22 protein-coding genes are annotated in these 25,822 nt (G+C 61.5%); 16 read left to right on the plus strand and 6 right to left on the minus strand.

Annotation, left to right across the window (positions count from 1 at the left end):
* The first annotated feature begins 45 nt into the window (after positions 1-45).
* From argB to slmA, 4 genes are all read left to right on the plus strand, one after another.
* Positions 46-894: an acetylglutamate kinase gene (argB, locus tag Q8L50_RS04605; protein ID WP_305347541.1), complete on the plus strand. Its 849-nt coding sequence runs from the start codon at positions 46-48 to the stop codon at positions 892-894.
* Positions 895-1,011: 117 nt separating this feature from the next.
* Positions 1,012-1,701 carry a response regulator transcription factor gene (locus Q8L50_RS04610; RefSeq protein WP_305347484.1) on the plus strand — a complete coding sequence of 230 codons (690 nt, stop codon included), beginning with the start codon at positions 1,012-1,014 and terminating at the stop codon, positions 1,699-1,701.
* Positions 1,702-1,768: 67 nt separating this feature from the next.
* Entirely contained in the window at positions 1,769-3,181 is a 1,413-nt protein-coding gene (locus Q8L50_RS04615) for a sensor histidine kinase (RefSeq protein WP_305347542.1), read from the plus strand.
* 109 nt (positions 3,182-3,290) lie between these two features.
* Positions 3,291-3,926 carry a nucleoid occlusion factor SlmA gene (slmA, locus tag Q8L50_RS04620; RefSeq protein ID WP_305347485.1) on the plus strand — a complete coding sequence of 212 codons (636 nt, stop codon included), beginning with the start codon at positions 3,291-3,293 and terminating at the stop codon, positions 3,924-3,926.
* Between the two features lie 85 nt (positions 3,927-4,011).
* Here slmA and Q8L50_RS04625 read toward each other — a convergent pair whose 3' ends face one another.
* The 6 genes from Q8L50_RS04625 to Q8L50_RS04650 all read right to left on the minus strand — a co-directional run bounded on the left by Q8L50_RS04625 (position 4,012) and on the right by Q8L50_RS04650 (position 10,775).
* Positions 4,012-5,076, minus strand: coding sequence for a malate/lactate/ureidoglycolate dehydrogenase (locus tag Q8L50_RS04625; protein ID WP_305347486.1), 1,065 nt, complete (start codon positions 5,074-5,076; stop codon positions 4,012-4,014).
* Between the two features lie 6 nt (positions 5,077-5,082).
* The gene (locus Q8L50_RS04630) at positions 5,083-6,609 is read right to left on the minus strand and encodes a UxaA family hydrolase (protein ID WP_305347487.1); all 1,527 of its coding nucleotides are present in this window, start codon (positions 6,607-6,609) and stop codon (positions 5,083-5,085) included.
* A 335-nt stretch (positions 6,610-6,944) separates the two neighbouring features.
* Positions 6,945-8,339: a TRAP transporter large permease gene (locus Q8L50_RS04635; protein WP_305347488.1), complete on the minus strand. Its 1,395-nt coding sequence runs from the start codon at positions 8,337-8,339 to the stop codon at positions 6,945-6,947.
* Between the two features lie 12 nt (positions 8,340-8,351).
* Positions 8,352-8,927 (minus strand): TRAP transporter small permease, encoded by a 576-nt coding sequence (locus Q8L50_RS04640; RefSeq protein WP_305347489.1) that lies wholly within the window; start codon positions 8,925-8,927, stop codon positions 8,352-8,354.
* A gap of 12 nt (positions 8,928-8,939) precedes the next feature.
* Positions 8,940-9,938: a sialic acid TRAP transporter substrate-binding protein SiaP gene (locus Q8L50_RS04645; RefSeq protein ID WP_305347490.1), complete on the minus strand. Its 999-nt coding sequence runs from the start codon at positions 9,936-9,938 to the stop codon at positions 8,940-8,942.
* 78 nt (positions 9,939-10,016) lie between these two features.
* Positions 10,017-10,775: a FadR/GntR family transcriptional regulator gene (locus Q8L50_RS04650; RefSeq protein ID WP_305347491.1), complete on the minus strand. Its 759-nt coding sequence runs from the start codon at positions 10,773-10,775 to the stop codon at positions 10,017-10,019.
* Positions 10,776-10,904: 129 nt separating this feature from the next.
* Here Q8L50_RS04650 and Q8L50_RS04655 point away from each other — a divergent pair, with 129 nt between their 5' ends.
* The 12 genes from Q8L50_RS04655 (at position 10,905) to Q8L50_RS04710 (ending at position 25,545) form a co-directional block, all read left to right on the plus strand.
* Positions 10,905-12,017, plus strand: coding sequence for a mandelate racemase/muconate lactonizing enzyme family protein (locus Q8L50_RS04655; RefSeq protein WP_305347492.1), 1,113 nt, complete (start codon positions 10,905-10,907; stop codon positions 12,015-12,017).
* A gap of 16 nt (positions 12,018-12,033) precedes the next feature.
* The gene (locus Q8L50_RS04660) at positions 12,034-12,777 is read left to right on the plus strand and encodes an SDR family oxidoreductase (protein ID WP_305347493.1); all 744 of its coding nucleotides are present in this window, start codon (positions 12,034-12,036) and stop codon (positions 12,775-12,777) included.
* Positions 12,774-13,520 carry an SDR family NAD(P)-dependent oxidoreductase gene (locus Q8L50_RS04665; RefSeq protein ID WP_305347494.1) on the plus strand — a complete coding sequence of 249 codons (747 nt, stop codon included), beginning with the start codon at positions 12,774-12,776 and terminating at the stop codon, positions 13,518-13,520. Before Q8L50_RS04660 ends, Q8L50_RS04665 begins: the two co-directional genes overlap by 4 nt.
* Positions 13,521-13,550: 30 nt before the next feature.
* Positions 13,551-14,399, plus strand: a complete 849-nt coding sequence (locus Q8L50_RS04670) for a fumarylacetoacetate hydrolase family protein (protein ID WP_305347495.1) — start codon at positions 13,551-13,553, stop codon at positions 14,397-14,399.
* An 84-nt stretch (positions 14,400-14,483) separates the two neighbouring features.
* Entirely contained in the window at positions 14,484-16,841 is a 2,358-nt protein-coding gene (locus Q8L50_RS04675; protein WP_305347496.1) for a PAS domain-containing protein, read from the plus strand.
* A 128-nt stretch (positions 16,842-16,969) separates the two neighbouring features.
* On the plus strand, positions 16,970-17,725 hold the full coding sequence (locus Q8L50_RS04680) for a TetR/AcrR family transcriptional regulator (protein WP_305347497.1): 756 nt from the start codon (positions 16,970-16,972) through the stop codon (positions 17,723-17,725).
* Between the two features lie 21 nt (positions 17,726-17,746).
* Positions 17,747-19,543, plus strand: a complete 1,797-nt coding sequence (locus Q8L50_RS04685) for an acyl-CoA dehydrogenase C-terminal domain-containing protein (RefSeq protein ID WP_305347498.1) — start codon at positions 17,747-17,749, stop codon at positions 19,541-19,543.
* A gap of 47 nt (positions 19,544-19,590) precedes the next feature.
* Entirely contained in the window at positions 19,591-20,025 is a 435-nt protein-coding gene (locus Q8L50_RS04690) for a DUF2147 domain-containing protein (RefSeq protein WP_305347499.1), read from the plus strand.
* A gap of 164 nt (positions 20,026-20,189) precedes the next feature.
* Positions 20,190-22,604, plus strand: coding sequence for a 3-hydroxyacyl-CoA dehydrogenase/enoyl-CoA hydratase family protein (locus tag Q8L50_RS04695; protein ID WP_305347500.1), 2,415 nt, complete (start codon positions 20,190-20,192; stop codon positions 22,602-22,604).
* A gap of 160 nt (positions 22,605-22,764) precedes the next feature.
* Positions 22,765-23,277, plus strand: a complete 513-nt coding sequence (locus Q8L50_RS04700) for a DUF4442 domain-containing protein (protein ID WP_305347501.1) — start codon at positions 22,765-22,767, stop codon at positions 23,275-23,277.
* A 21-nt stretch (positions 23,278-23,298) separates the two neighbouring features.
* On the plus strand, positions 23,299-24,498 hold the full coding sequence (locus Q8L50_RS04705; protein WP_305347502.1) for an acetyl-CoA C-acyltransferase: 1,200 nt from the start codon (positions 23,299-23,301) through the stop codon (positions 24,496-24,498).
* A gap of 150 nt (positions 24,499-24,648) precedes the next feature.
* A complete protein-coding gene (locus Q8L50_RS04710) occupies positions 24,649-25,545 on the plus strand; it encodes an alpha/beta fold hydrolase (RefSeq protein WP_305347503.1) in 897 nt (298 codons plus the stop codon).
* Positions 25,546-25,822: the final 277 nt, after the last annotated feature.

Consider the following 25,822-nt stretch of genomic DNA (forward strand, 5'->3'; position numbering starts at 1 on the left):
ACCGACCCCGACCTCTCCCACGTAGGCCCGCGCGACAAGGCAGAAATCCTCGCGCAGGCCTTGCCGTATATCCGCAAATTTCACGGCAAGACGCTGGTCATCAAGTACGGCGGCAACGCCATGACCGATCCAGCCTTGCAGGCGGACTTTGCTGAAGATGTGGTGCTGCTCAAGCTGGTTGGCATGAACCCGGTGGTGGTGCACGGCGGCGGGCCGCAGATCGAGGCGGCGCTGAACCGCCTGGGCAAAAAGGGGCAGTTCATCCAGGGCATGCGTGTGACCGACGAAGAAACCATGGAAGTGGTCGAATGGGTGCTGGCTGGCCAGGTGCAGCAGGACATTGTGGGCCTGATCAACCAGGCCGGCGGCAAGGCGGTGGGTCTGACCGGGCGTGACGGGGGGTTGATCCGCGCGCAGAAGCTCAAGATGGTGGACAAGGACGATCCTGCGAAAGAGCATGACATTGGTTATGTCGGCGATATCGTGGGTATTGACCCCAGCGTGGTCAAGGCGCTGCAGGACGATGCCTTTATCCCCGTGATCAGCCCTATCGGTTTTGGCGAGCAAAACGAAAGTTACAACATCAACGCCGACGTGGTGGCGGGCAAGCTGGCCATCGTTCTCAAGGCCGAAAAGCTGGTGCTGCTGACCAACACGCCCGGTGTGCTGAACAAGGCGGGCGAGCTCTTGACCGACCTGAGCGCCCGCGAAATTGATGATCTTTTTGCCGACGGAACGATTTCGGGCGGCATGTTGCCCAAAATCGAAGGCGCGCTGGACGCCGCCAAAAGCGGTGTGAATTCGGTGCACATCATCGATGGCCGCGTGCCCCATGCCATGCTGCTTGAAATCCTGACCGACCAGGCGTACGGCACCATGATCAGATCGCATTGACGGCCAAAGGTGCCTGAGCCGACTGTGCCGCCGTTGCTGACGGACGGCTGTCGGGTAAGGAGCCGCTGGTGTAATCCCGCATGAGAGCCTTAGGCCCTGACCGTATGCTCAAGGTATATGCGACTCTTGCTTGTTGAAGACGACGTGATGCTGGCCAGCGGCGTCAAGCTGGGGCTCAGTGATGCCGGTTACGCGGTGGACTGGGTCGGCAGCGCAGAACGCGCCGAAGAGGTTTTGCAGAGCGAAAGTTTTGACGCCGCGATCATCGATATCGGCCTGCCAAGAATAGACGGTCTCGAGCTGACGCGGCGCCTGCGTACCCGCGGACTGGGCATGCCCGTGTTGATTCTCACAGCGCGCGACGCCTTGCATGATCGGGTTCAGGGGCTTGACCTTGGGGCCGACGACTACATGGTCAAACCCTTCGAGCTGCCGGAGCTGCTGGCACGTCTGCGCGCGCTGCTGCGTCGTTCCCAGGCCGCCACCAGTGCAGTTTTGAGTTTTGGCGCCTTCGAGCTGGACTCTGCCAATCGCCAGGCCAGAGCCAGTGGCCAGTTGATAGAGCTTGGGCCGCGTGAGTGGACGGTGATGGAGTATTTGATGGTCCATGCCCCCAAGCCCGCCAGCAAGGAAAAACTGCTGGCTGCGCTGACCGGCTGGGACAAGGAGATCACGCCCAACGCCATCGAGGTCTATATCTCTCGCCTGCGCGGCAAGCTGGAGCCGCACGGTATCGGGTTGCGCTCCATCCGCGGCTTCGGCTACCGGCTTGAGCTGGCGGCCGGCACGGGCCATGTCCCCGACTGAGGACCGGCGCGGTGTGCCGATGACGCCGGTTTCCGGACCGATTTCAAGCCCCGTTAAAACAGTGGCCATGAAGTCGGGCCTGCAGCAGCGCTTGTTGCTGTTGTTGCTGGCGCCCTTGGGTCTTTTCGTTGTGGTGAGTGTTTACTTCGACTACCAGGCCGCCGGTGATGCGGCCTTGCAGCAGGATCAGCAATTGCGGCGTCTGGCGCCCTTGCTGGCAGATTCTGTGGTGGCACCGGCGCGTGCGCCCGATGAAAGCCCTGCGATCTTGCTGGCGCCGCCGGTCGAGGAATTCATCAAAGAGCGCACCGGTTTTGCCGGCTACCGGATTTCTGACACAAATGGACGTTTTCTGGCGGGCGAGCGATGGATCGACGTGGTGGTGCCCAGTACCCGCGAGCCCGAGTTTCACAGCATGGAGGTCAATGGCGCTACATACCGGGTGGTTGTCCAGCGCGTCAGGACGGTGGCGGGCGAGCTGATTCTGCAACTGGCCGACGGCTCCGATGCTCGCCAGCACTGGCTGCGCTCGGTCTTTTTCAAGGTCTTGCTGCCCAACCTGCTGCTGGTGCTTGCGGCGGCGTTTGCAGTCAACTGGGCCGTGACACGTGCGCTCAGGCCCTTGCTGACTCTCAAGGACGCGGTCGAGCGCCGATCGCCGCGTGACCTCAGTGCCATCGATCCGCGCAACACGCCAGCCGAGGTGCAGCCCTTGGTGGCTTCACTGAACCGCTTGTTTGCGCTGGTCAACGACCAGGCCGAGGGCCAGCGCCGTTTTGTGGCCGATGCTGCCCACCAGCTGCGCACCCCGCTGGCTGGCTTGCAGGCTCAGGTAGAAGCGTGGGCGCAAGCGGCGGGTGCGCCTTCTGCGCGAGGACAGGTGCTGTTGTCGGCTGAGAAAGTCATGCGTTTGCGCAGTGCCACCCGGCGCACGTCCCAACTGGCCAATCAGTTGCTGGCACTGTCCCGGGCCGACGCCAGCAACCTGTCCGGCCAGCCCGCGCAGCGGGTGGACCTGAAGGATCTGTGCGAATCGATGCTGGCCCTGCACCTGGATGCAGCATCTGCCAAAGGGATGGATCTGGGGCTGGAGGCGAGTTTTGCGCAGGTGTCAGGGCACGAATGGCTGCTGCGTGAGCTGCTGGGTAATCTGGTGGACAACGCCGTCAAGTACACCGCACCTGGCGGTACCGTCACTGTGCGCTGCGGCAGCGAGCCGGCTGCAAGCGCGGGTGGGGCCCAGGTTTTTCTGGAGGTGGAAGACAACGGCCCAGGCATTGCCCCGCCTGAGCGCGCCCGCGTGCTGGAGCGGTTTTACCGCGTACCCGGCACGGTGGGTGAGGGCAATGGCCTGGGCCTGGCCATCGCCGACGAGATTGCCCGCGTGCATGGTGCGCAACTGGTGCTGACACCCGCCGGGGTGCGCGACGGCGTGGCCTGGGGACTGCGTGTACGGCTCACGCTGGACGCGTCAATCTGAGTCCGCATAGCCGGGCCTAGCGTTGGCAAGTGGCTACGGCGGCTGTGCGAGAATCCAGAGCGACGGCTTTAGTTTTGAAACATCTCTTACAACCACGTACCGCAAGCCTATGTCCGAGTCTGAGTCTGATGTGACCGCCGAACTCTCGAGCACCGGTGCGCCGCGCAAGCGCCCCAAGCCGGGCGAGCGCCGCGTGCAGATTCTGCAGGCGCTGGCGACCATGCTGGAGCAGCCGGGCGCCGAGCGCATCACCACCTCAGCGCTGGCGGCGCGGCTGGAGGTCAGTGAAGCGGCCCTGTACCGGCACTTTGCCAGCAAGGCCCAGATGTTTGAAGGCCTGATCGAGTTCATTGAGCAAACCGTGTTCACCCTGGTCAACCAGATTGCCGAGCGCGAAACCGATCCGGCGCAGCGTACCCGCAAGCTGGTGGTCATGCTGCTGCAGTTTGCCGAAAAAAACCCCGGCATGACGCGCGTGATGGCCGGTGACGCGCTGGTGTTTGAGAACGAGCGCCTGCAAGAGCGCATGAATCAGTTTTTTGACAAACTGGAAGCCAGCCTGAAACAAAACCTGCGCGATGCCGCTGCGGCCGGCGGCGCAGCCACCCCGACGGTGCAGGCGCAGGTGCACGCCTCGGTCATCGTGGCCTTCATGGTGGGGCGCCTGCAGCGTTTTTCGCGCTCGGGTTTCAAACGCCTGCCCATCGAACACCTGGACGCCAGTCTGGCGCTGTTGCTGGGTTGAAAGTTGCTATCAAATAGATAGCTTCTTACGCCCATTAACAAAGGGCTAGAGGCCGATTTGATGCCTCATTTCGAATAAAACCGCTTCAAGCCTGCACGTTCACGCCCACTTTGGCGCCGGCCACTACGATTTCCTGCCAGGTCTGGGGGTCCACCGCGATACCTTCCAGCTCGCGCTGTGCGCGGTACGCGCGCTCGGGGTCACCAGCGATCTGTACAGCCTCAAAACCCGGTGCAACCGGCCCAGCCCGGAGCCAGTCCACAAACGCCACCGCCTCCTGCTCAAAAACCGCTTGTGTGCCGAGTTGGGCCGGATCGATCAGGATGGTCAGCATGCCGTTGATGACGGCGCGCACTGCGGGGTCTGTGGGTTTGTGCCAGGTACCGCTGCCGGTCAGCGCGCCGCCCAGCAACTCGCAGGCCACGGCCATGCCGTAGCCCTTGTGTTCGCCGAAGGCCAGCAGCGCGCCAAACAGGCCATTGCTTTGCGGCACCACCACCACCCCCGGGTCGGTCGTGGGCCTGCCCTGCTCGTCTATCAGTGTGCCGGCTTCGACGCGGCGGCCCTCGTTGTGCGCCACCCGCATCTTGCCCTGCGCCACGCGGCTGGTGGCGAAGTCGAGGATGAAGGGCTCTCGTCCCTGGAGCGGCATACCAATGCAGCACGGGTTGGTGCCATACCGCCCATCAGCGCCCCCGAAGGGTGCGACCACGGGCCGCGACAACACATTGACAAAATGCAGCGACACCAGGCCTTGCGCCACTGCCATCTCCGCGAAGTGCCCGATCCGGCCCAGGTGGTGCGCGTTGGCCAGCGTCATGATGCAGCTGCCATGCGTTCTGGCGCGCGCCATGCCCAGCGCCATGGCTTGCTCGCCAACGACCTGGCCATAGCCGCGCTGACCGTCCAGGGTCAGCAGCGAGCCGGCGTCGAGAACGATCTTGACACTGTTGTTGGGCTTGAGGCCGCCTTCCAGCACCGCGTCCACATAACGCGGCAACATGCCGACACCGTGTGAATCGTGGCCGCTCAGATTGGCCATCACCAGGTTGGCGGCGACGGCATCTGCCTCTGCGGGCTGGCTGCCGGCCGCTATCAAAACAGTAGCTACTTGCGCACGTAGAACGGGGGCTTGAAGTGTATTTTGCATATAAGCCTACATGACCGCGCCAACTTGCCAGGGAACAAACTCGTTTTGCCCGTAGCCATGTTTTTCGCTTTTACTCGGCTCGCCCGAGGCGGTGGCCAGCACCATCTCGAAAATCCGCTGGCCCATCTCCTGGACGGAGACGCCGCCGTCGATGATTTCGCCGCAATTGATGTCCATGTCTTCTTCCTGCTTGCGCCAGAGGGCCGAGTTGGTGGCCAGCTTGAGCGACGGTGAGGGCGCGCAGCCGTAGGCCGACCCGCGGCCGGTGGTAAAACAAATCAGGTTGGCACCACCTGCCACCTGGCCGGTGGCACTGACCGGGTCGTAGCCGGGTGTGTCCATGTAGACAAAACCGTGGCTGCTGACCGGCTCTGCGTATTCATACACCGCTTCCAGGTTGCTGGTGCCGCCCTTCGCGACTGCGCCCAGCGATTTCTCCAGGATGGTGGTCAGGCCGCCGGCCTTGTTGCCGGGCGAGGGATTGTTGTTCATCTCGCCTTCATTGATCTCGGTGTAGTGCTCCCACCACTTGATGCGGGAGATCAGCTTTTCGGCCACATCTGGGCGCACGGCACGGCGTGTCAGCAAGTGCTCTGCGCCGTAAATCTCCGGTGTCTCGCTGAGAATGGCGGTGCCGCCGTGCGCGACCAGCAGGTCCACTGCCGCGCCCAGGGCCGGATTCGCGCTGATGCCTGAATAACCGTCCGAGCCGCCGCATTGCAGGCCGATGGTGATGTGGGCGGCACTGCAGGGCTCACGCCGGATGTTATTGGCCTGGGGCAACATGTCCTTGATCAGTGCAATACCCTTGGCCACGGTTTTGGCAGTACCACCGGTGTCCTGAATGCTGAAGACGCGCAGTGTTTCCCCTTCACGCAGGCTGCTGTGCGCCAGCCAGGCGTTGATCTGGTTCGACTCGCAACCCAGTCCCACCACCAGCACGCCCGCAAAATTGGGGTGGGTGGCGTAACCGGCCAGCGTGCGTTGCAAGATCTGCATGCCCATGCCTTCGGTGTCCATGCCGCAGCCGGTGCCGTGCGTCAGGGCCACCACACCATCGACGTTGGGAAAGTCTTTCAGTGCCGACGGGTTGTTCTGCTGTGAGAAATAGTCGGCTATCGCGCGCGCTGCGGTGGCCGAGCAATTGACGCTGGACAGGATGCCGATGTAGTTGCGGGTGGCCACGCGGCCGTCGGCCCGCTTGATGCCCATGAAGCTGGCTTCGCGTCGGGGTGTGGCCGGTTTGACATCGGCGCCAAAGGCATAGTCCCGCGCAAAGTCGCCTTTGTCGGGGCCCATGTCAAGGTTGTGCGTGTGTACATGGTCGCCGGGCACGATGGCCTTGCTGGCAAAACCAATGATCTGGTTGTAGCGGCGCACCGGCTCGCCGGCCGCGATGGCGCGCGTGGCTACTTTGTGGCCTGGCGGAATCAGGCCCTTGATGCTGACGTTCTCGGCTTGCGTGCCGCCCACCAGTTGCGATCTGGCGATGAGTACGTCGTCAGCGGGGTGGAGTCGGATGAAAGGGGTCATGGTTGGGTGTCCGTGAGTGTTTTAGTTAGGGAGAGTGTTCAGGTGGGTGGTGGCCTGGGAGGCTGGGGCGGATAGCTCCGCGAATGTCCCCCGCGTGGCCTAGGGCCACTGCTCCTCCTTGATTTCGCTGCGCTACCCACCCCAGCCTCCCAGGCTGGCCATCGCTCCACGAGGGCGGCACCGAAAACCTGCTAGGCCTGTAGGATCATGTCGGTGCGGTACTCGGCGCAGCGGCATCAAGGAGGAGGCCGAAGGCCGGGGGACAGCCGCGTAGCTGAGTGCCGCGTCGGCATGAACCCCACCACGGCAAGCGCATTGGTTTCCCCCAACGCGTTTTAGTAAAACATCTTCGGCAGCCACAACACCAGCTTGGGAAAGTAAGTGATGATCGCCAGCGATCCAAGCAGCGGAACCAGCCACGGTAGTATCGCCATGGTGGTGCGTTCGACCGAGAGTTTGGCCACCCGCGCCAGCACAAACAGCACCATGCCCATGGGCGGGTGTAACAGGCCAATCATCAGGTTCAGCACCATTACCAGGCCAAAGTGCACCGGGTCTATGCCCAGTTGCTGGACGATAGGCATCAGGATAGGCACGAGGATGGTGATGGCAGCGGTGGGCTCCAGGAAGCAGCCCACAAACAGCATCAGCGCATTGGCCAGCAGCAAAAAGACCCAGGGCTCCTTGGTAAAACCCAGCACCCATTGCGAGATGGCTGCTGTTACACCCGTGGCTGTCAGCATCCAGCCAAATATGCTGGCCGCCGCCACGATGAAAAGCACGGTGGCGGTGGTCTCCACTGTGTCCAGGCAGACCTTGACGAACATTTTCCAGTTCAGGGTGCGGTACCAGGCCAGACCCAGCACCATGGCCCACAGGCAGGCGGCGATCGCGCCTTCGGTGGGTGTAAAAATGCCGGTCGTCATGCCGCCTATCAGCAGGACCGGCGTCATGATGGGCAGTACTGCCTGAAACTTGAAAAACTTGTCAGCGGCAAAAAGCACCAGCACGCCGGCAAACACGGTGATCTGTGGCTGAAAGCCCGCCTTGGTGATCAGCAGCCACAGTACCAGCGGCCAGCCTGCCACCACCAGAGTCTCTACCAGCGCCTTGATCACACGCGGCCACTCAAATTTGATGTCGGCGCCCCAGCCGTTTTTGTGGGCAAAGTAAGCCACGGTCAGCATCATCAGCCCGGCCATCATGATGCCCGGCAGGATGCCGGCCAGAAACAAGGCACCTACGCTGACGTTGGCCATCATCCCGTAAATCACAAAGGGCAGGCTGGGCGGGATGATGGGCCCCAGCGTGGCTGAAGCAGCGGTCACACCGACGGCGAATTCCTTGCTGTAACCGTGGTCGGTCATGGCCTTGATTTCAATCGTGCCCAGGCCGGCCGCGTCGGCAATGGCGGTGCCGCTCATGCCGGCAAACACCACCGAACCCACCACATTCACATGGCCCAGCCCGCCCTTCATCCAGCCGACCAGCGCCAGCGCATAGTTGTAGATGCGGTTGGTGATGCCGGCGTTATTCATGAGGTTGCCCGCCAGAATGAAAAAGGGCACGGCCAGCAAGGGAAAGCTGTCGATGCCGCTGACCATGCGGTGGATCACCACAAAAGCCGGCAGGTTGCCCGTCCACCAGATATACAGCAGGGCCGAGCCGGCCATCGCCATCGCGACCGGAATGCCGCCACTCATGAGTACCAGAAAAATTATTTTGAGCATGTTGACGTTTTGTTATTGGTCGTCCATGGACGACTCGGGCCGCTCCAGCACCGTGTAGCCGCGCCGGTGGTGAAACAGTGCGATCTGCACCGAGCGAAAAGCCATCGCGGCAAAACCCAGCAGGCACACGCCGTAGACCCAGTTCATCGGCAGGTCCACCATGGTCATGCGCGAGTTGCTGCCCAGCTTGAGCATCATCATCACGGTCAGTACAGCGGCTGCCGCAAAGAAACCGACACGCAGCACATCCACGGCGGTGGCCATGACCCGTGCCAGCGCGGGCGGCATGAACTTGTAGAAAAAATCGACCTGGATGTGGTTGTTTTTGATCACCCCAATGGTCGCGCCGGTGAAAACTACCGCGATCAGCAGATAACGCGCGATTTCTTCGGTCCAGGCGGCGGAGTCATTCATCACATAACGCGTGAAGAACTGGTAAAAAACGGTGAGACCCAGCACCCAGAAAAAGCCCAGGGCAACCCAGGCTTCCAGCTTGGTGCCGGATAGGTCCACCGCTTCGTCCTGAGCGTGGAACTCACCGTCGGCCCCCATCACGGGGGCCATGTCGTCAATGGTTTCGACTTTCATGCAGACGGGGTGCTACTTGATTCCGACCACGCGGTCCCAATCCTTTTTGTCCAGCTTCATGGATTCGAAGGTGATGGCTTTGAGTACGCGTTGCTGGAAGTCGGCGCGGTCCACGGTGACGACATTGATGCCCTTTTTCTTGAACTCTTCCACCAGTTCGCCTTCGCGCTTGCGGATGTCATTGGTCGCGTTGACTGCAGCTTCCTGCGTCACGTCGGCCAGCAGCTTCTGCTCGGCGGGCGACAGCTTGCCCATCAGGCCGGGCGAGATCACGGTCAGCAAGGCGTCCGAGATATGGCCGGTCAGGATGATGTTCTTCTGCACCTCAAAAAACTTCTTGGCCTCAATCGTCGGCAGCGGGTTCTCCTGAGCGTCCACGGTGCCGTTCTGCAGTGCCAGGTAGACCTCTGCAAAGGCGATCGGTGTCGGGTTGGCACCGCAGGCACGGGGCAGTGCGGTGTAGGCCGGCGAATCGGGCACGCGCATCTTGATGCCCTTCATCTCGTCGCAGTTCTTGAACAGCTTGTTGCTGGTCGCGTGGCGCGCGCCGTAGTAGGTCAGGGCGGTCACCGTGTTGCCGGTGGCTTTTTTGTAGCCTTCGGTCAACTCCTTGAAGATGTCGCTCTTGCCGTAGGCGATCACATGGTCGGCATCGCGGAAGGTGAAGGGGTAATAGCTGACTGCCAGGCGCGGGAAGGAGTTGGAGGCAAACGACGCGCCGGTCAGGATGATGTCCACTGTGCCCAGTTGCAGGCCCTGGTTGATGTCGCTTTCCTTGCCGAGGCTGGAAGCGGGAAAGACCTGGATCTCATACTTGCCGTTGGTGCGTTTCTTGAATTCGTCGGCGGCCCAGACCGACCACTTGTGGTAAGGCTCCGATGTCTCATAGACGTGTGCCCATTTCAGTTTTGTCTGCGCATTTGCAATACCGAAAGGGGCTGTAGCCCCTGTCAGTATTGCGCAAGCAGCTATTACTTTAAGAGCAAATTGTTTTCTTGTCAGCGCTTTCATGGTGTCTCCTCTTGGGGGTGGTTACTGGCTTTCAAAGGGAAACGATGCACATGCCAGCCGTGCACCGCGGTTCAATGCTTATGGGGCGTTCACCAGGCTGGCGAAGGGCTCCTTGAGTTGCCGCGCCTGGCGCCAGCTGACGCTGAAGCGGGTGTGCGAGTTGTCCATGTGGGCATGCATGGCCAGGCGGGCGGCCGCGCCGTCGTGGTCGCGCACCGCCTGCAGGATGGCTTCATGTTCACTGATGGCGGCGGACCAGGACTCCAGGTTTTCAAAGTAGCCGCCCAGCCGCTCGAATAGCGGACCGCGCCGCGAGTCCCAGAAACGTTGCACGGTTTCGATCAGCACCACGTTGTCGCAAGACTCGACAATGGCGGTATGGAAGGCGCGGTCGCCTTCGAGAGGCAGCACGCCGCGGCCGGCGTCGCTTTTCATCATGTCCAGCGCCTTGACCATCGCGCTGATGTGTTTGCGTTTGGCCTGCAGCGCCGCGATCGAGGCGATCTCGCCCTCGACCACGCGGCGCGCGCGTATCAGCTCCAGTGGCCCCCATTCGTCGGGGGCGATCTGCGGCCGGCTGGCGGCGGCTGCGGCGCTGTGGCTGCTGCGGTCCAGCACATACACACCCGATCCGGTTCGCACCTCCACCCAGCCCTCGACTTCCATGGCGATCAGGGCTTCCCGCACCGAAGGCCGGCTGACACCGAGCTGCTTGGCCAGGTCGCGCTCCGCCGGCAGGCGGGTGCCCGCCGCAAACTCCCCCTGGCTGATCAGCGTGCGCAATTGCTCTGCAATCTGGCGGTACAGTCGCCTGGGTTCAACGGTTTGCAGCGGCATCTTCAGGACTGGAAGGGATTAAGGGTTAGCCAGAATTGGACAAGTGGTCAGACCAATTGATAATCCCACAATCGCACCCGCTTCCACCATCCGGCTAAACCCTGTCATGTCCCCGCCCCCAGTCTTTGCATGACAAAAGCCCTCACGATCGAGTCTGTCCGCCTGCGCCAGGTCAATCTGCCGCCCAAGGTGGTGCGCACCGATGCGATCCAGTCGTTTGTGACGCAGGAGACCCTGCTGCTCAGCCTGCGCTGCAGCGACGGCTCGGAAGGCACCGGATATGCCTACACCATAGGCACTGGCGGGTCGTCGGTGCTGGCCCTGTTGCGCGATCACCTGGCGCCACGTTTGCTGGGCCGCCACCCGCTGCACTTTGAAGCCATCTGGAAGGACCTGTTCTTTCATACCCATGCCACCGCTGTTGGCGCCATCACCAGTCTGGCCCTGGCTTGCGTGGACACCGCGCTCTGGGACTGGCGGGCGCAAAGCCAGGGCCTGCCTCTGTGGAAACTGCTGGGTGGCGCGCAAACACGTGTGCCGGTGTACACGACCGAAGGCGGCTGGCTACATCTGAGTGCTCAGGAACTGGTGGATCAGACCCTGGCGGCCCAGGCCCAGGGCTTTCGCGGGGCCAAGATCAAGGTGGGGCGGCCACATGTCAGTGAAGATGTGGCGCGCCTGTCCCGCGTGCGCGAAGCCGTCGGCCCAGGCTTTGACCTCATGACCGATGCGAACCAGGGTTTCAGCCGCCCGGAAGCCCTGCGCCGTGCGGCCGCTTTTGCCGGACTGGACCTGTCCTGGCTGGAAGAACCCCTGCCCGCCGAAGACGTGGCAGGGCACCGGCAGCTGCGCGCGCAGACGGCCATACCGGTAGCAGTCGGCGAGTCCATGTACCACCTGAGCCAGTTCCGTGAATACCTGGAGCAGGGCGCTTGCAGCGTGGTGCAGCCCGATGTGGCGCGCATAGGCGGCGTCACGCCCTGGATCAAGGTGGCGCATATGGCTGAGGGTTTCAACGTGCCGGTCTGTCCGCATTTCCTGATGGAGTTGCATGTCAGCCTGTGTGCCGCCGTGCCCAATGCAGCCTGGGTTGAGTACATCCCCCAGCTCGACGACATCACCACCAGCCGTATTCGGGTGGAAGGCGGTTATGCCTACCCGCCCGATACGCCCGGCCTGGGCATCACATGGGACTGGGCCGCCATCCAGAAGCGGCAGATCGCCGACATCACCATCGCGTAAGTTCAAAGGAAAAAGCATGAGACTTCAAGGAAAAACCGCATTGATCACCGCGGCCGGGCAGGGCATAGGCAAAGCCAGCGCACTGGCCATGGCGGCAGAAGGCGCCCAGGTCTGGGCGACCGACGTCAATGCGAAGCTGCTGGACGGTTATGCGGGCGTGCCCAATATCCATGCGGTGAAGCTGGACGTGCTCGACAAGGCAGCGATACAGCAGCTGATAGCCGGCATGCCGGCGCTCGACATCCTGTTCAATTGCGCGGGCTTTGTGCATGCCGGTACCGCCTTGCAGGCCACCGACGAAGAGTGGGAGTTCGCTTTCAACCTGAATGTACGTTCGCAGTTTTGGACCATCCAGGCGGCCCTTCCGCGCATGCTGGCCAACAACGGTGGCAAGGGCGGCGGCAGCATCATCAACATGGCCAGCGTGGTCAGCATCAAAGGGTTGCCCAACCGCTTTGTCTACGGCGCGTCCAAGGCGGCGGTGATAGGGCTGACAAAAAGTGTGGCGGCCGACTATGTGATGCAGGGTGTGCGTTGCAATTGCATCTGCCCCGGCACCGTCGATACACCTTCGCTGCAAGACCGCATCAATGTGTACGAGGACCCGGTAGAGGCGCGTAAAAATTTCATCGCCCGCCAGCCCATGGGGCGGCTGGCCCAGGCGCATGAAATAGCGCCTGTGGTCACCTTTTTGGCCAGCGACGAGGCGGCTTTTGTCACCGGCCAGCATTACAACGTGGACGGCGGCATGACCATATGAACCAGCTTGACTTCAAGGGCCGCCACGCGGTGGTCACCGGCGGTGCCACGGGTCTGGGCTACGCGATTGCGCAACGCTTGCTGGCTTCCGGAGGCAGCGTCACCTTGTGGGACCGTGACGAAGGGGCTGCCAAAAAAGCGGCCACCGCACTGGGACCGAGGGCGTCGGCGGTGACGGTGGATGTGTCGCAGCATGCGTCGGTGCAGGCTGCCGTCAAGGCGACGCTGCTGATCGCGCCACGGGTGGATGCACTGATCAACAGCGCTGGCGTCACCGGCCCCAATGTCAAGCTCTGGGACTACCCGGTGGACGAATGGCGCCAGGTGATGGAGGTCAACCTCAACGGCCTGTTTTTATGCTGCCGAGAGTGGGCGCCGCATCTGCGTGCCAACAACTACGGCCGCATTGTCAACATCGCTTCGGTGGCTGGCAAGGACGGCAATCCAAATGCCAGCGCCTACAGCGCCAGCAAGGCGGCGGTAATAGCGTTGACCAAATCGCTGGGCAAAGAGCTGGCCGATACCGGCGTGCGTGTCAACTGCGTCACGCCGGCTGCCGTGAAGACCGCTATTTTTGACCAGATGACGCCCGAGCACATTGCCTTCATGCTGTCGAAAATACCGATGGGGCGCTTCGGCACGCCCGAAGAAGTCGCCGCGATGGTCGGCTGGCTGTGTTCCGAAGAGTGCTCCTTCTCGACCGGCGCTGTATTTGATTTGTCAGGCGGCCGCTCCACTTATTGATCATTGACAAACCCAACCAAAAGGAAAAAAATGAAACTCGTCCGTTATGGCAACCCCGGCAAGGAAAAACCCGGTCTCATCGATGCCGAAGGCAAGCTGCGTGACCTGAGCGGCGTGGTGAAAGACCTGGGTCCCGACCAACTCAGCGATGCCGCGCTGGCCAAACTACGCAAGCTCAAAAGCGCCAGCCTGCCGCTCGTCAAGGGCAAGCCGCGTATGGGCTGCCCGGTTGCGGGCGTCGGCAAGTTCATTGCCATTGGCCTGAACTACGCTGATCACGCGGCCGAGTCGGGCCTGCCGATTCCGAAAGAGCCGATCGTTTTCATGAAAGCCACGACTTGCATCCAGGGGCCGAACGACCCCGTGATGCTGCCCAAGGGATCGGTCAAGTCCGACTGGGAGGTAGAACTCGGCGTGGTCATAGGCACCCGGGCGCGTTATGTGTCGCAAAAAGACGCGCTCAATTTTGTCGCTGGCTATTGCACCATCAATGATGTCAGCGAGCGCGAGTACCAGATTGAGCGCGGCGGCACCTGGGACAAGGGCAAGGGTTGCGACACCTTCGGCCCCATAGGCCCGTGGCTGGTCACGCGAGAAGAGGTGCCGAATCCGCAAAAATTGGCCATGTGGCTGGACCTCAACGGCAAACGCACACAGACCGGCAACACGAAAACCATGATTTTCAGCGTCGCCAAAATCATCAGCTATGTCAGCCAGTTCATGACCTTGATGCCGGGTGATGTGATCACCACCGGCACGCCGCCGGGTGTGGGGCTGGGCATGAAACCACCGCTTTACCTGAAAAAAGGCGATGTGATGACCTTGGGAATTGAAGGTCTGGGCGATCAGCGCCAGACGGTGGTGCCCTTCAAGCTCTAACCCCGATTCAAGGGCTGGGCATTACTTGCCCGATGCCGGTTCCAGGGGCCCGAATTTTGCGCCCACGGGACTACACTCGAAAGCATGAGCCCCCTCCCCGAGCTTGGTTTTCTGTCTGGCGATGGCGTTGTTGCCCGGCTCATGCGTGAGCAGGACTGGTCGGCCTCGTCGCTGGGTCCGCCCGCCTCATGGCCCCAGCCGCTTCGCTCCGTGGTCAATTTGATGCTGGGTTCGGCCTTTCCGATGTTTGTGGCCTGGGGACCGACACTGTCCCTGCTCTACAACAACGCCTACGCGAATATTCTGGGCAGCAAACACCCCGGCGCCTTGGGCCAGCCGCTTTATGGGGTCTGGCATGAGGTGCGTGCAGAGATTGAACCGCTGGTAGTGCGCGCCTTGAGGGGCGAACCGGTGTATCTGGAAAATCAGCTTTTCCGTCTGCTTCGCCGGGGCTACGTCGAAGACACCTGGTTTACTTTTTCCTACTCGGCTGTTGCGGATGACAGTGGCGCTGTTGCCGGTATGTATTGCACCTGCACGGAAACCACCTCGTCGGTGTTGGCCGAGAGGTATCAACGTGCCGAGCAGGAGCGGCTGCAGACCCTGTTCGGCCAGGCCCCAGGCTTTGTGGCGGTGATGCGTGGAGCCGACCATGTCTTCGAGATTGCCAATCGCGCTTACCTGCAGTTGACGGGCTTTCGTGATGTCATTGGCAAACCCGTGGCCCAGGCTCTGCCCGAGGTGCTGGAGCAGGGTTTTGTGGCATTGCTCGATCAGGTGTTTGCCACAGGCGAGCCTTTTGTCGGCCGGTCCATGCGGCTGATGCTTCACCGCGAGCCCGACGAGCCCCTCAGCGAAGCATGGCTTGATTTTGTGTACCAGCCCCTGAAGGACGCCAGCGGCAGGGTAGAAGGCATTTTTGTTCAGGGCCACGACGTGACCGAGCAGCATCTGGCGCGCCAGGCGCTGCTGGCGTTTTCAAACAGCATTCCGGCCATTGCCTGGGTAGCGGCAGCCGACGGCAGGCTGGAGCGGCTCAATTCGCAATGGACCGTGTACACCGGCTGGGCCGAGGAGGACTCGCTTGGTTTTGGCTGGATTGCGGCTTTGCACCCTGATGACCGCGAGGCGCCGGGTGATGCCTGGAAAGCGGCGCGTGCCAGTGCAAGTGAGTGGCAAACCGAATACCGGCTGCGGCGCCACGATGGCACACACCGCTGGTTTTTCACGCGCGCCGTCCCGCAGGTCAATGCGGCCGGTCAAGTGCTGTACTGGTTTGGTACCACCACCGACATCGAGGATGCCAAACGCATATCCGAAGCCATGCGTGATGCAGACCGGCAGAAAGACGAGTTTTTGGCCACCCTGGCGCACGAGCTGCGCAATCCGCTGGCACCGATTCGCAGCGCCGTGCAGCTGCTGACATCACCCGGCGCAACGCCAGCGGTTCGCGAGCGCGCCACCGCGGTCATTGGCCGACAGGTCGGCCACATGGCACACCTTCTGGACGATCTGATGGACATCGCGCGTATCACGCAACGCCGCCTGGTGCTTAAAAAGGAGGTCATGCATGTGCAGGATCTGGTGGACACTGCTCTGGAGACGGTGCGGCCCTCTACCCAGGCCAAGCAGCAAACCCTGACCGCCACTTTGGCTGACAAGGGTGTGCATCTGGTCGCCGACCCCGTGCGGATGGCGCAAGTCCTCTCGAATCTTCTGAATAATGCCTCCAAGTACACCGACCGGGCCGGGCACATTGCGCTGGACGTGCACCTGCACAGCGGCGTGCTGGCCTTTGTGGTGACCGACAGCGGTATCGGCATGAGCCAGGCGGCCATACAGACCGTCTTCAGCATGTTTGCCCAGGAGCAAGCGGCGCTGGACCGCTCTGAAGGCGGGCTGGGCATTGGCCTGGCGCTGGTCAAAGGCATAGTCGAGCTGCATGGCGGCACCGTCACCGCCCACAGCGAGGGCCCCGGACTGGGTAGCCGATTTGTCATCAGCTTGCCGTGTACCTGGCAGGCGGCGATATCACTCGTGGCTGAACCCACACCCTTGCCAATTGCCATGGCGGAAGCCCGCACAGTGCTGTTGGCTGACGACAACTTCGACGCGGTCAGTATTCTGGCCGAACTGCTGCGCCTGGATGGGCACAACGTGCACACCGCCAGTGACGGCGTGCAGGCCTTGGCGCTGGCCGAGCGGCTGCGCCCCGATGTGCTGGTGCTGGATATCGGCATGCCCGGCCTCAACGGCTACCAGGTGGCGCGCCAGGTGCGCACGCAGCCCTGGGGCCGGCGCCTGCTATTGGTGGCCGCAACCGGCTGGGGCCAGGACAACGACCGCCAGGCGGCGCTGGATGCAGGCTTTGACCGGCACCTGACCAAGCCCTTTGACCCGCTGACGCTTTCGGCCCTGATCGCGGGGCATGATGCGGTTTGACCAAGGGTTTACCCTTTGTTGGCTTAGACACTGATCTCTATAAAGCCTGTATTTTCAGTCGGGCTTGCCAAATCATCGCTGGTTCTGCTGCAAAATAGAACGGTCGTTCTTTTTTGTTTGGCTCAACCATGTCCGTTACCGAACTCCCTGTCAAGACAGCCCGCCCGGCAGCGCGGGATAGCGGTCGCGCGGTCGCCAGCGGCATGCAAAAAGGCCAGCAGACCAAAGCAGCCATTGTGGATGCCGCACTGGGTCTGGCGACACAAATTGGTCTCGAAGGTTTGAGCATAGGCGCGCTGGCTGAAGTCATGCGTATGAGCAAGTCCGGCGTGTTTGCGCATTTCGGATCGCGCGAAGAACTCCAGATTTCGGTCATTCGCGAGTATTTCACCCGCTTTGAAGAAGAAGTTTTTTACCCAGCGTTGAAAGAGCCCCAGGGCTTGCCGCGTGTGCAGGCGCTGTTTGGCAACTGGATGAAACGCGTGGCGGTTGAATTGCAGTCGGGCTGCATTTTCATCAGTGGCGCCGTCGAGTTTGACGACCGACCGGGACCGGTGCGCGATGCGCTGGCCACCTCGGTGCAAACCTGGCTGGCGGCCATGCACCGGGCGGTGGTGCTGGCCAAACAGGCCGGGCATCTGAGGCAGGACGCCGATGAGCGGCAGATCGCCTTTGAAATCCACGGCCTGATCCTCGCCCTGCACTACGAAGCCCGCTTCCTCAAAACACCGGGCGCGATGGAGCGTACCTTGCAGGCCTTTCAGAGCATTCTGGCGCGTTACGGCAGCGAGAACGCCTGTAATTTGGCATCGACCATGAATTCCGCTTCGAAGAAAATTCGCGGCGCCAAAACAGCGTCCGAATCTTCATCAACTTCCACTTAATCCCCTTTAAGGACTCTCTCCATGCCTCAATACTCCCCGCCTCTGCGCGACATGCAATTTGTCATGCATGAAGTGCTCAAGGTCACCGACGAGCTCAAGCCGATCACCAAGTACGCCGATGCCGATGTGGACACCATCAACGCCATCCTGGAAGAGGGCGGCAAGTTTGCCAGCGAGGTCATTCTTCCGATCAACGTCAGTGGCGACGAAGAGGGCTGCAAGCTGGATCCGGTGACACATGCCGTGACCACGCCCAAGGGCTTCAAGGAAGCCTACGAAAAATACGTTGAAGGCGGCTGGCCCGCCCTGAGCTGCGACCCCGAATTTGGCGGACAAGGCCTGCCACTGGTCGTCAACCAGTGCTTCTACGAAATGCTCAACAGCGCCAACCAGGCCTGGACCATGTACCCCGGCCTGACACACGGCGCCCATGCCGCACTGCACAGCCACGGCACCGACGAGCAAAAGAAAACCTATTTGCACAAAATGACCAGTGGCGAATGGACGGGCACCATGTGCCTGACCGAACCGCATTGCGGCACCGACCTGGGCCTGATGCGTACCAAGGCCGAGCCGCAGCCAGACGGCACGTACAAGATCACCGGCAACAAGATTTTCATCAGCGCCGGTGAACATGACATGGCTGGCAACATCATCCACCTGGTGCTGGCCCGCATCACCGATGCGCCTCCCGGCATCAAGGGCGTCAGCCTGTTCATCGTGCCCAAGTTTCTGGTCAACGCCGATGGCACGCTCGGTGAGCGCAACGGCATCTACTGTGGCGGCCTGGAGCACAAAATGGGCATCCATGGCAATGCCACGGCGCAGATCGTCATCGACGGCGCCATTGGCACGCTGGTCGGGCAACCCAACAAAGGCATGCAGGGCATGTTTGTGATGATGAATGCCGCCCGCCTGGGTGTTGGCAACCAGTCGCTGGGTCTGACTGAAGTCGCCTATCAGAACGCACTGGCTTATGCCAAAGACCGCTTGCAGATGCGTTCGCTTTCAGGCGTCAAGGCCAAGGACAAACCGGCTGATCCCATCATCGTGCATCCCGATGTGCGCAAGATGCTGCTCACCGCCAAGGCTTATGCCGAAGGCGGCCGGGCGCTGGCGATCTATTGCACGGTGCTGCTCGACAAGGAGCACTACCACCCCGACGAAAAAGTGCGCAAGGACAGCGGCGAAATCCTGTCGCTGCTGACACCCATCGTCAAAGCCTTCCTGACCGATAACGGGCATATTTCCACCAATGCCTGCATGCAGGTGTTTGGCGGCCATGGCTTCATCAAGGAATGGGGCATGGAGCAGTTTGTGCGCGACAACCGCATCAACATGATTTACGAAGGCACCAACACGATCCAGTCGCTGGACCTGCTGGGCCGCAAGATCCTGGGCAACAACGGCGCTACGCTGAAAAAATTCGGCAAGCTCATCGGTGCGCTGGTGGCAGAAGAAGGCGTCAACGAGAAGATGGCCGAGTTCATCAACCCGCTGGCCTACCTGGCAGACCAGATGACCAAGTTCACAACCGAGCTGGGCTTCAAGGGCTTCCAGAACCCCGACGAAGTGGGCGCTGCGGCCGTGGATTACCTGCGTGTGGCCGGCCATCTGGTGTTTGGCTATTTCTGGGCCCGCATGGCGCAGGTGGCGCTGCGCGAAGTGGCGGCCGGCAATACCGACCCCTTCTACCAGGCCAAGCTGCAGACGGCGCGCTTTTACTTCGCCAAACTTTTCCCTGAAACCGCCACGCTGATGCGCACCGCGCGCAGCGGCAGCAAGGTGTTGATGGATACCGACGCCGCACTGGCCTGATTGCCGGATTTTCCCCAAATTTTGAGCCTTTTGGCATTGGAGCCCTTATGTACCGTGCGCTAGCCGCTATTGTTTTGGGAGCAAGTTGCATCTCCGGTTTTGCCCAGATGACTCCTGTTGGCGTTTGGCGCAACCTGGACGACAAGACCGGTGAGGCGAAAGCCGAGATACGCATTGTTGAAGCCGGTGGTGTGCTCAGCGGCAAGATCGATAAACGTATTGGCAAGGACATCAAGCCCGATGACAGCTGCGACCAGTGCAGCGACGACCGCAAGGACAAACCCATCCTCGGGCTTGAAATCATTCGTGGCGCCAAAAAGGCCGAAGGCAAAGACGTGTGGGAAGGCGGCAAGATTCTGGACCCCGAAAACGGCCGCAATTACAGCCTGCGCATGACGCCCATCGATGCCGGAAAAAAGCTTGAAGTACGGGGCTCGTTCGGCCCCTTTGGGCGAACCCAGACCTGGGTCCGTATGAATTGAAACACCCCGCCTGCGACTCACTGCGTGTAGCCGCATCCCCCCTTGCAGGGGCGACACCTGTGGTCCGGCAAAGCCGGTTCCACGCTGTCACTGGCCAGGGAGTCACGCTGAGCACCGAGGGTGCGCAGCGAACCGAGATAAGTAGTCAATAAGGAACAAAACAGATGTCCCGCTTTCAAGTCAAAAAAGTCGCCGTCCTGGGCGCAGGTGTGATGGGCGCGCAGATTGCTGCGCACCTGGTCAACCTCAAGGTTCCGGTGGTGCTGTTTGATCTGCCTGCAAAAGAAGGTCCGAAAAACGGCATTGTCACCAAGGCTGTTGAAGGACTGAAAAAGCTCAAGCCTGCGCCGCTTGGCGTTCCGGAAGATGCGGCGCTGATCCAGCAAGCCAACTATGAGGAACACATGGATGTTCTCAAGGAGTGCGACCTGATCATCGAGGCGATTGCCGAGCGCATGGACTGGAAGACCGATCTGTACCACAAGATTGCGCCCTTCATCGGTGAAGGAGCCATCGTTGCCAGTAACACCTCTGGCCTGTCGATCACCCAACTCAGCGAAGCACTGCCTGCCTCCATCAAGCCGCGTTTTTGCGGCATCCACTTTTTCAATCCGCCGCGCTACATGACGCTGGTCGAACTGATCAACACGCCGACGACAGAGCCCAGGGTGCTGGACGACCTCGAAGCCTTTGTGACCAGCGGTCTTGGCAAGGGCGTGATTCGCGCGCATGACACGCCCAATTTCGTTGCGAACCGTGTGGGTATCGCCGGCATGCTGGCCACGATCAAGGAGGCCGAGACCTTTGGTTTGAGTTACGACGTGGTCGATGACCTGACAGGCAAGAAGCTGGGCCGCGCGAGCTCAGGCACCTTCCGCACCGCCGACGTGGTGGGCCTGGACACCATGGCGCACGTCATCAAGACGCTGCAGGACAACCTCGGTCCCGGAAAAGTAGAAGACCCGTTTTCTGACATCTACGGCACACCGCCTGTGCTGGCAAAGTTGCTCGAATCGAAAAGCCTGGGCCAGAAAACCGGCGCGGGTTTCTACAAGAAGGTTGGCCGCGACATCCTGCGTCTGGACCCTGAAAGCATGGAGTACGTGCCCGGTGGCGCCAAGGCCAATGAAGTGGTCGGCCGCATGCTCAAAAAACCCGCAGGCGAACGCCTCAGACTTTTGCGCGATGCCGAAGGCGCCGAGCCGCGTTTCCTCTGGGCCATTCTGCGCGACCAGTTTCACTACGCCGCCGTGCACCTTGAGAGCATTGCAGAGACCGCGCGAGATATCGACTTTGCCATGCGCTGGGGCTTCGGTGCCAAGCAGGGACCGTTCGAACTGTGGCAAGAGGCGGGCTGGCTGCAGGTGGCCAACTGGATCAAGGAGGACATTGACGCCGGCAAGGCCATCAGCAAGGCGCCTCTGCCTGATTGGGTGTTCAAGGGCCCAGTGGCTGACGCCGGCGGTGTGCACACGCCGGAGGGCTCGTGGAGTGCTTCTGCGAAGAAATTCATCGCGCGCCGCAAGCTGCCGGTGTATGAGCGCCAGTTCTTCCCCGAAAACGTGCTGGGCGCCAACGCGCCGTCGTTCACCACAGCCGGCACCACGCTGCACGAAGACGACGCGATCCGCCTCTGGACGCTGGATGGTGAGCAGGGCGACGTGGTGATCGCCAGCATCAAGACCAAGATGCACGCCATCGGCCCCGATGTGGTTGAAGGTCTGGCGATGGCGGTGGACCTCGCCGAAAAAAGCTACAAGGGCCTGGTGATCTGGTCCAACGACGAGATGTTCTCGGCCGGTGCCGACCTGCAGGCCATGTTGCCCGCCTTCATGATGGCCGGCGTCTCGGCCGTGGAAGGTGCCGAGGCCGAGATGCAAAACGTGATGCTCAAGCTGCGTTATGCGGCTGTGCCGGTGGTCTCGGCTGTGCGCGGCCTGGCCCTGGGTGGCGGTTGCGAGCTGGCGGTCTATTCGGCCAAACGTGTGGCCGCTATGGAAAGTTACATCGGCCTGGTCGAGGTGGGTGTGGGCCTGGTGCCCGGCGCCGGCGGCCTGACCTACATTGCGCGGCGTGCCGCTGAAAACGCCGCGATGTCCACCAACAAGGACGTGCTGCCTTTCCTGACCGAAGGCTTCACCGCCGCCGCCATGGCCAAGGTCGGCACCAGCGCGATTGAAAGCCGAAAGATCGGTTATCTGCTTGACAGCGACGTGATCGTACCGAACAAGGACGAGCTGCTGTATGTGGCGCTCAACGAGGCGCGCGCGCTGTTCAACTCTGGCTATCGCGCACCGCACCGCCGGCCTTTTCCTGTCGTGGGCCGCAGCGGCCTGGCGACCATCAAGGGCCAACTCGTCAACATGCGTGATGGCGGCTTCATCAGCGCGCACGACTTCCATATCGCCAGCCTGATTGCCAACGTGGTCTGCGGCGGCGACGTCGATGCCGGCTCGCTGGTCACGGAAGAGTATTTGATGACGCTTGAGCGCAAGGCCTTCTGCTCGTTGTTGGAGCATCCGAAAACGCAAGAACGCATTATGGGAATGATGAGCACGGGCAAACCTGTGCGCAACTGATCAAGCTACTGCGGAATCGCCATGCGTCGTTGCAGCCCAAGCCCAATCCTCACGTACCTGAAGTACGTGCCAAGTGTGCTCGGGCGCCCGCGCCTCGCCTGACGATCCCTCGCTACGCTTGCTCAATCACGCACGCTACTTCGCATAAGCAATCAAGTCCATGACGACACTACACAACAACCCCAACCGCCTCGAGCGCCAGCTCGATCGGCTGTCCGACCTGCCGGCGTTTGCGCGCTCTTTCTTCCGTGGCGTGGTGATGCATCGAGCCGTGCCTTTCACCGGCACGGCGGGACTCGACTTCCTGCTGATGACGCCTGCGAAGGTGGAGATCGGTCTCAAAAACGAGAAAAAGGTGCAAAACCACATCGGGGGCATCCATGCCTCGGCGATGAACCTGTTGGCAGAAACAGCCACCGGCATGGTGGTGGGCATGAATGTTCGTGACGACTGCATTCCGCTGGCCAAGGAGTTGAAGATGGCGTTCAAAAAACGCGCGACCGGATCGCTCCGTGCCGTGGCCACCTTGAGCGACGAACAGCGTGCGGCCATGCAGGCCAGTGACAAGGGTGAAGTGACCGTAGCGGTCACCGTGACAGACGAGGCCGGCGTGAACCCGGTGGAATGTGAATTTGTCTGGGCATGGATACCTTCCGGCCCGCGAAAAAATTAAAGAATCAAAGGAACTGACATCATGGCCAAACAAGTCCAGGAAGCCTACATCGTTGCCGCCACGCGCACGCCCATCGGGCGTTCGCACCGCGGTTTTTTCCGCAACACACGTCCCGACGACCTGCTGGTACACGCGCTGCAGGCGGCGCTCGCCCAGGTGCCCACGCTGGACCCGAAGGCCATCGAAGACATCATCTGCGGTTGCGCCATTCCCGAAGGCCCGCAAGGCCTGAACATTGCACGCATAGGCGCGGTGCTGGCCGGTTTGCCGACCAGTGTGGGCGGCATCACCGTCAACCGTTTCTGTGCGTCGGGTTTGAGCGCCATCCAGATGGCGGCTGACCGCATCCGTGTTGGTGAGGCCGACGTGATGATTGCCGCGGGCACTGAAAGCATGAGCATGGTGCCGATGTCGGGCAACTCGCCGTCGCTGTCACCGGCCATGTTCATCAATGACGAAAACATCGGCATCGCCTACGGCATGGGGCTCACCGCCGAAAAAGTGGCGCAGCAATGGAAGGTCTCACGCGAGGCGCAGGACCAGTTTGCCCTGGAGTCGCACCAGAAGGCGATGAAGGCGCAGAAGGATGGCGAGTTCACGGCCGAGATCACGCCGGTGGAAGTGACCGACCGCTCGCCAGATCTGGAGAGCGGTGAAGTCATCAGCAAAGTCCGCACCGTGAGCCTGGACGAAGGTCCGCGCCCCGATACCTCGCTCGAAGGCCTGGCCAAACTCAAGACGGTGTTTGCCGCGCGTGGTTCGGTCACGGCGGGTAACAGCTCGCAGACTTCGGATGGCGCGGGCGCTCTGATCCTGGCCAGCGAAAAAGCGGTGAAGGAACACGGCCTCAAACCGCTCGCGCGATTTGTCAGTTACGCGGCAAAAGGCGTGCCGCCGCACATCATGGGCATAGGTCCGATTGAGGCGATCCCTGCGGCCTTGCGTTATGCCGGTCTCAAGCAGGACGACATCGACTGGTACGAACTGAACGAAGCCTTTGCGGCCCAGTCGCTGGCGGTCATCAACACTCTGGGCCTGAACGCAGCAAAAGTGAACCCGATGGGCGGCGCGATTGCCCTGGGCCACCCACTGGGCGCGACCGGGGCGATCCGCGCGGCAACCGTGATTCATGCGCTGCACCGGCACCAGCTGAAGTACGGCATGGTGACGATGTGTGTGGGGATGGGGCAGGGCGCAGCCGGCATCTTCGAACGCGTTTAGGGCTACTGCGCGGGCGATCTGCGGCGTTGGTCCGGTGCTCCCCATCCTCACGTACCTGAAGTACGCTCCGGTGGGTCCGCGCCGTCCGCCTTGCATCTCATCCCGCTCGCTACGCCCTGATGATTTTCGTGGTTTTTTAGGGGAAAAGTCATGCAAAAGCAGATTCTTGAGTCCGGTTCCCTGCAACTTTCGCTGCGTGTGTATGAGTCGGCCAGTCCGGCCCGTGCCAGCGTGGTGATAGGCGGTGCCATGGGTGTACGCCAGGACTACTACGCGCCATTTGCCGGGTGGCTCTCGGCTCAGGGCTTTCGTGTCACCACCTTTGACTACCGGGGTTCGGGTGACTCCCTGCCCGACACGGCCGATGGCAGCTTGCGCGGCTTCCAGGCTGACCTCATGGATTGGGCCCGCGACTATGAGGCCGTGGTGGATAAGGCCAAAACCGCGCTGCCGGACGCGCCCCTCTACCTGCTCGGGCACAGCCTGGGCGCGCAACTGCCGGGCTTCCTGAAAAACCAGTCCAAGGTGGATGGCCTGGTCAGCATCGCAGCGGGCAGCGGTTACTGGCGCGACAACGCACCGCAGCTCAAACGCATGGTGCTGTACTTCTGGTATGTGCTGGTGCCTGTGGCCACGCGCCTGTTTGGATACTTTCCCGGGCGCAAGCTTAAAAAAGTCGGTGACCTGCCCGCCGGCGTGATGTTGCAGTGGCGCAAATGGTGTCTGAACCCGCAGTACAGCGTGGGCGCCGAGGGCGAGACCGCGCGTCTGGCCTATGCGGCAGCAGACTTTCCGGTACTGGCATTGTCCATCACCGACGATGAGCTGATGACCTGGCGCGGCACACAAAACCTGATCAACCTCTACACCGGCGCCCCGCGCAGTTTTGAGCGGGTCACACCCGCAGATCTGGGCGTCAAACGTATCGGCCATTTCGGATTCTTCCGAGAGCAGTTCAGCCAAAGCCTGTGGCCACGTACTGTTCAAATTCTTGAGCGCATGCATCCGACATACGCGGCAACAGGCGTCACCGGCACGACTGCCTGACCGCGCCCAGAGCGGCATACTTCGCCCATGAGTTCCCACCCTTTTGATTCGGCCATCGAACTGAAGCCCCCAGGTACATGGAAGTTTTCTCGGCCACACCAGCCCCGCTTACGCCAACATGATCGGGCCAGTCGGCGGTGTCACGGTGTCGACGATGGTGTACTGCCATGCCGATGCCGCCCTGTTGCAGCGCACCGGCAGCGCTACCTGCCGGGACAGACCCAGGCCCGGGCTTTTTGCAATGGTTTTTTGGACCAGACCGCGCAATCAGGGGCCG

It is taken from the genome of Polaromonas sp., from assembly GCF_030680935.1.
Taxonomy (GTDB): Bacteria; Pseudomonadota; Gammaproteobacteria; order Burkholderiales; family Burkholderiaceae_C; genus Polaromonas.

Bases quoted from the DNA above. Each gene is read 5' to 3' on its own strand.
- Q8L50_RS04610 (WP_305347484.1), top strand. From the start codon at position 1,012: ATGCGACTCTTGCTTGTTGAAGACGACGTGATGCTGGCCAGCGGCGTC.
- Q8L50_RS04615 (WP_305347542.1), top strand. From the start codon at position 1,769: ATGAAGTCGGGCCTGCAGCAGCGCTTGTTGCTGTTGTTGCTGGCGCCC.
- slmA (WP_305347485.1), top strand. From the start codon at position 3,291: ATGTCCGAGTCTGAGTCTGATGTGACCGCCGAACTCTCGAGCACCGGT.
- Q8L50_RS04625 (WP_305347486.1), bottom strand. From the start codon at position 5,076: ATGCAAAATACACTTCAAGCCCCCGTTCTACGTGCGCAAGTAGCTACT.
- Q8L50_RS04630 (WP_305347487.1), bottom strand. From the start codon at position 6,609: ATGACCCCTTTCATCCGACTCCACCCCGCTGACGACGTACTCATCGCC.
- Q8L50_RS04635 (WP_305347488.1), bottom strand. From the start codon at position 8,339: ATGCTCAAAATAATTTTTCTGGTACTCATGAGTGGCGGCATTCCGGTC.
- Q8L50_RS04640 (WP_305347489.1), bottom strand. From the start codon at position 8,927: ATGAAAGTCGAAACCATTGACGACATGGCCCCCGTGATGGGGGCCGAC.
- Q8L50_RS04645 (WP_305347490.1), bottom strand. From the start codon at position 9,938: ATGAAAGCGCTGACAAGAAAACAATTTGCTCTTAAAGTAATAGCTGCT.
- Q8L50_RS04650 (WP_305347491.1), bottom strand. From the start codon at position 10,775: ATGCCGCTGCAAACCGTTGAACCCAGGCGACTGTACCGCCAGATTGCA.
- Q8L50_RS04655 (WP_305347492.1), top strand. From the start codon at position 10,905: ATGACAAAAGCCCTCACGATCGAGTCTGTCCGCCTGCGCCAGGTCAAT.
- Q8L50_RS04660 (WP_305347493.1), top strand. From the start codon at position 12,034: ATGAGACTTCAAGGAAAAACCGCATTGATCACCGCGGCCGGGCAGGGC.
- Q8L50_RS04665 (WP_305347494.1), top strand. From the start codon at position 12,774: ATGAACCAGCTTGACTTCAAGGGCCGCCACGCGGTGGTCACCGGCGGT.
- Q8L50_RS04670 (WP_305347495.1), top strand. From the start codon at position 13,551: ATGAAACTCGTCCGTTATGGCAACCCCGGCAAGGAAAAACCCGGTCTC.
- Q8L50_RS04675 (WP_305347496.1), top strand. From the start codon at position 14,484: ATGAGCCCCCTCCCCGAGCTTGGTTTTCTGTCTGGCGATGGCGTTGTT.
- Q8L50_RS04680 (WP_305347497.1), top strand. From the start codon at position 16,970: ATGTCCGTTACCGAACTCCCTGTCAAGACAGCCCGCCCGGCAGCGCGG.
- Q8L50_RS04685 (WP_305347498.1), top strand. From the start codon at position 17,747: ATGCCTCAATACTCCCCGCCTCTGCGCGACATGCAATTTGTCATGCAT.
- Q8L50_RS04690 (WP_305347499.1), top strand. From the start codon at position 19,591: ATGTACCGTGCGCTAGCCGCTATTGTTTTGGGAGCAAGTTGCATCTCC.
- Q8L50_RS04695 (WP_305347500.1), top strand. From the start codon at position 20,190: ATGTCCCGCTTTCAAGTCAAAAAAGTCGCCGTCCTGGGCGCAGGTGTG.
- Q8L50_RS04700 (WP_305347501.1), top strand. From the start codon at position 22,765: ATGACGACACTACACAACAACCCCAACCGCCTCGAGCGCCAGCTCGAT.
- Q8L50_RS04705 (WP_305347502.1), top strand. From the start codon at position 23,299: ATGGCCAAACAAGTCCAGGAAGCCTACATCGTTGCCGCCACGCGCACG.
- Q8L50_RS04710 (WP_305347503.1), top strand. From the start codon at position 24,649: ATGCAAAAGCAGATTCTTGAGTCCGGTTCCCTGCAACTTTCGCTGCGT.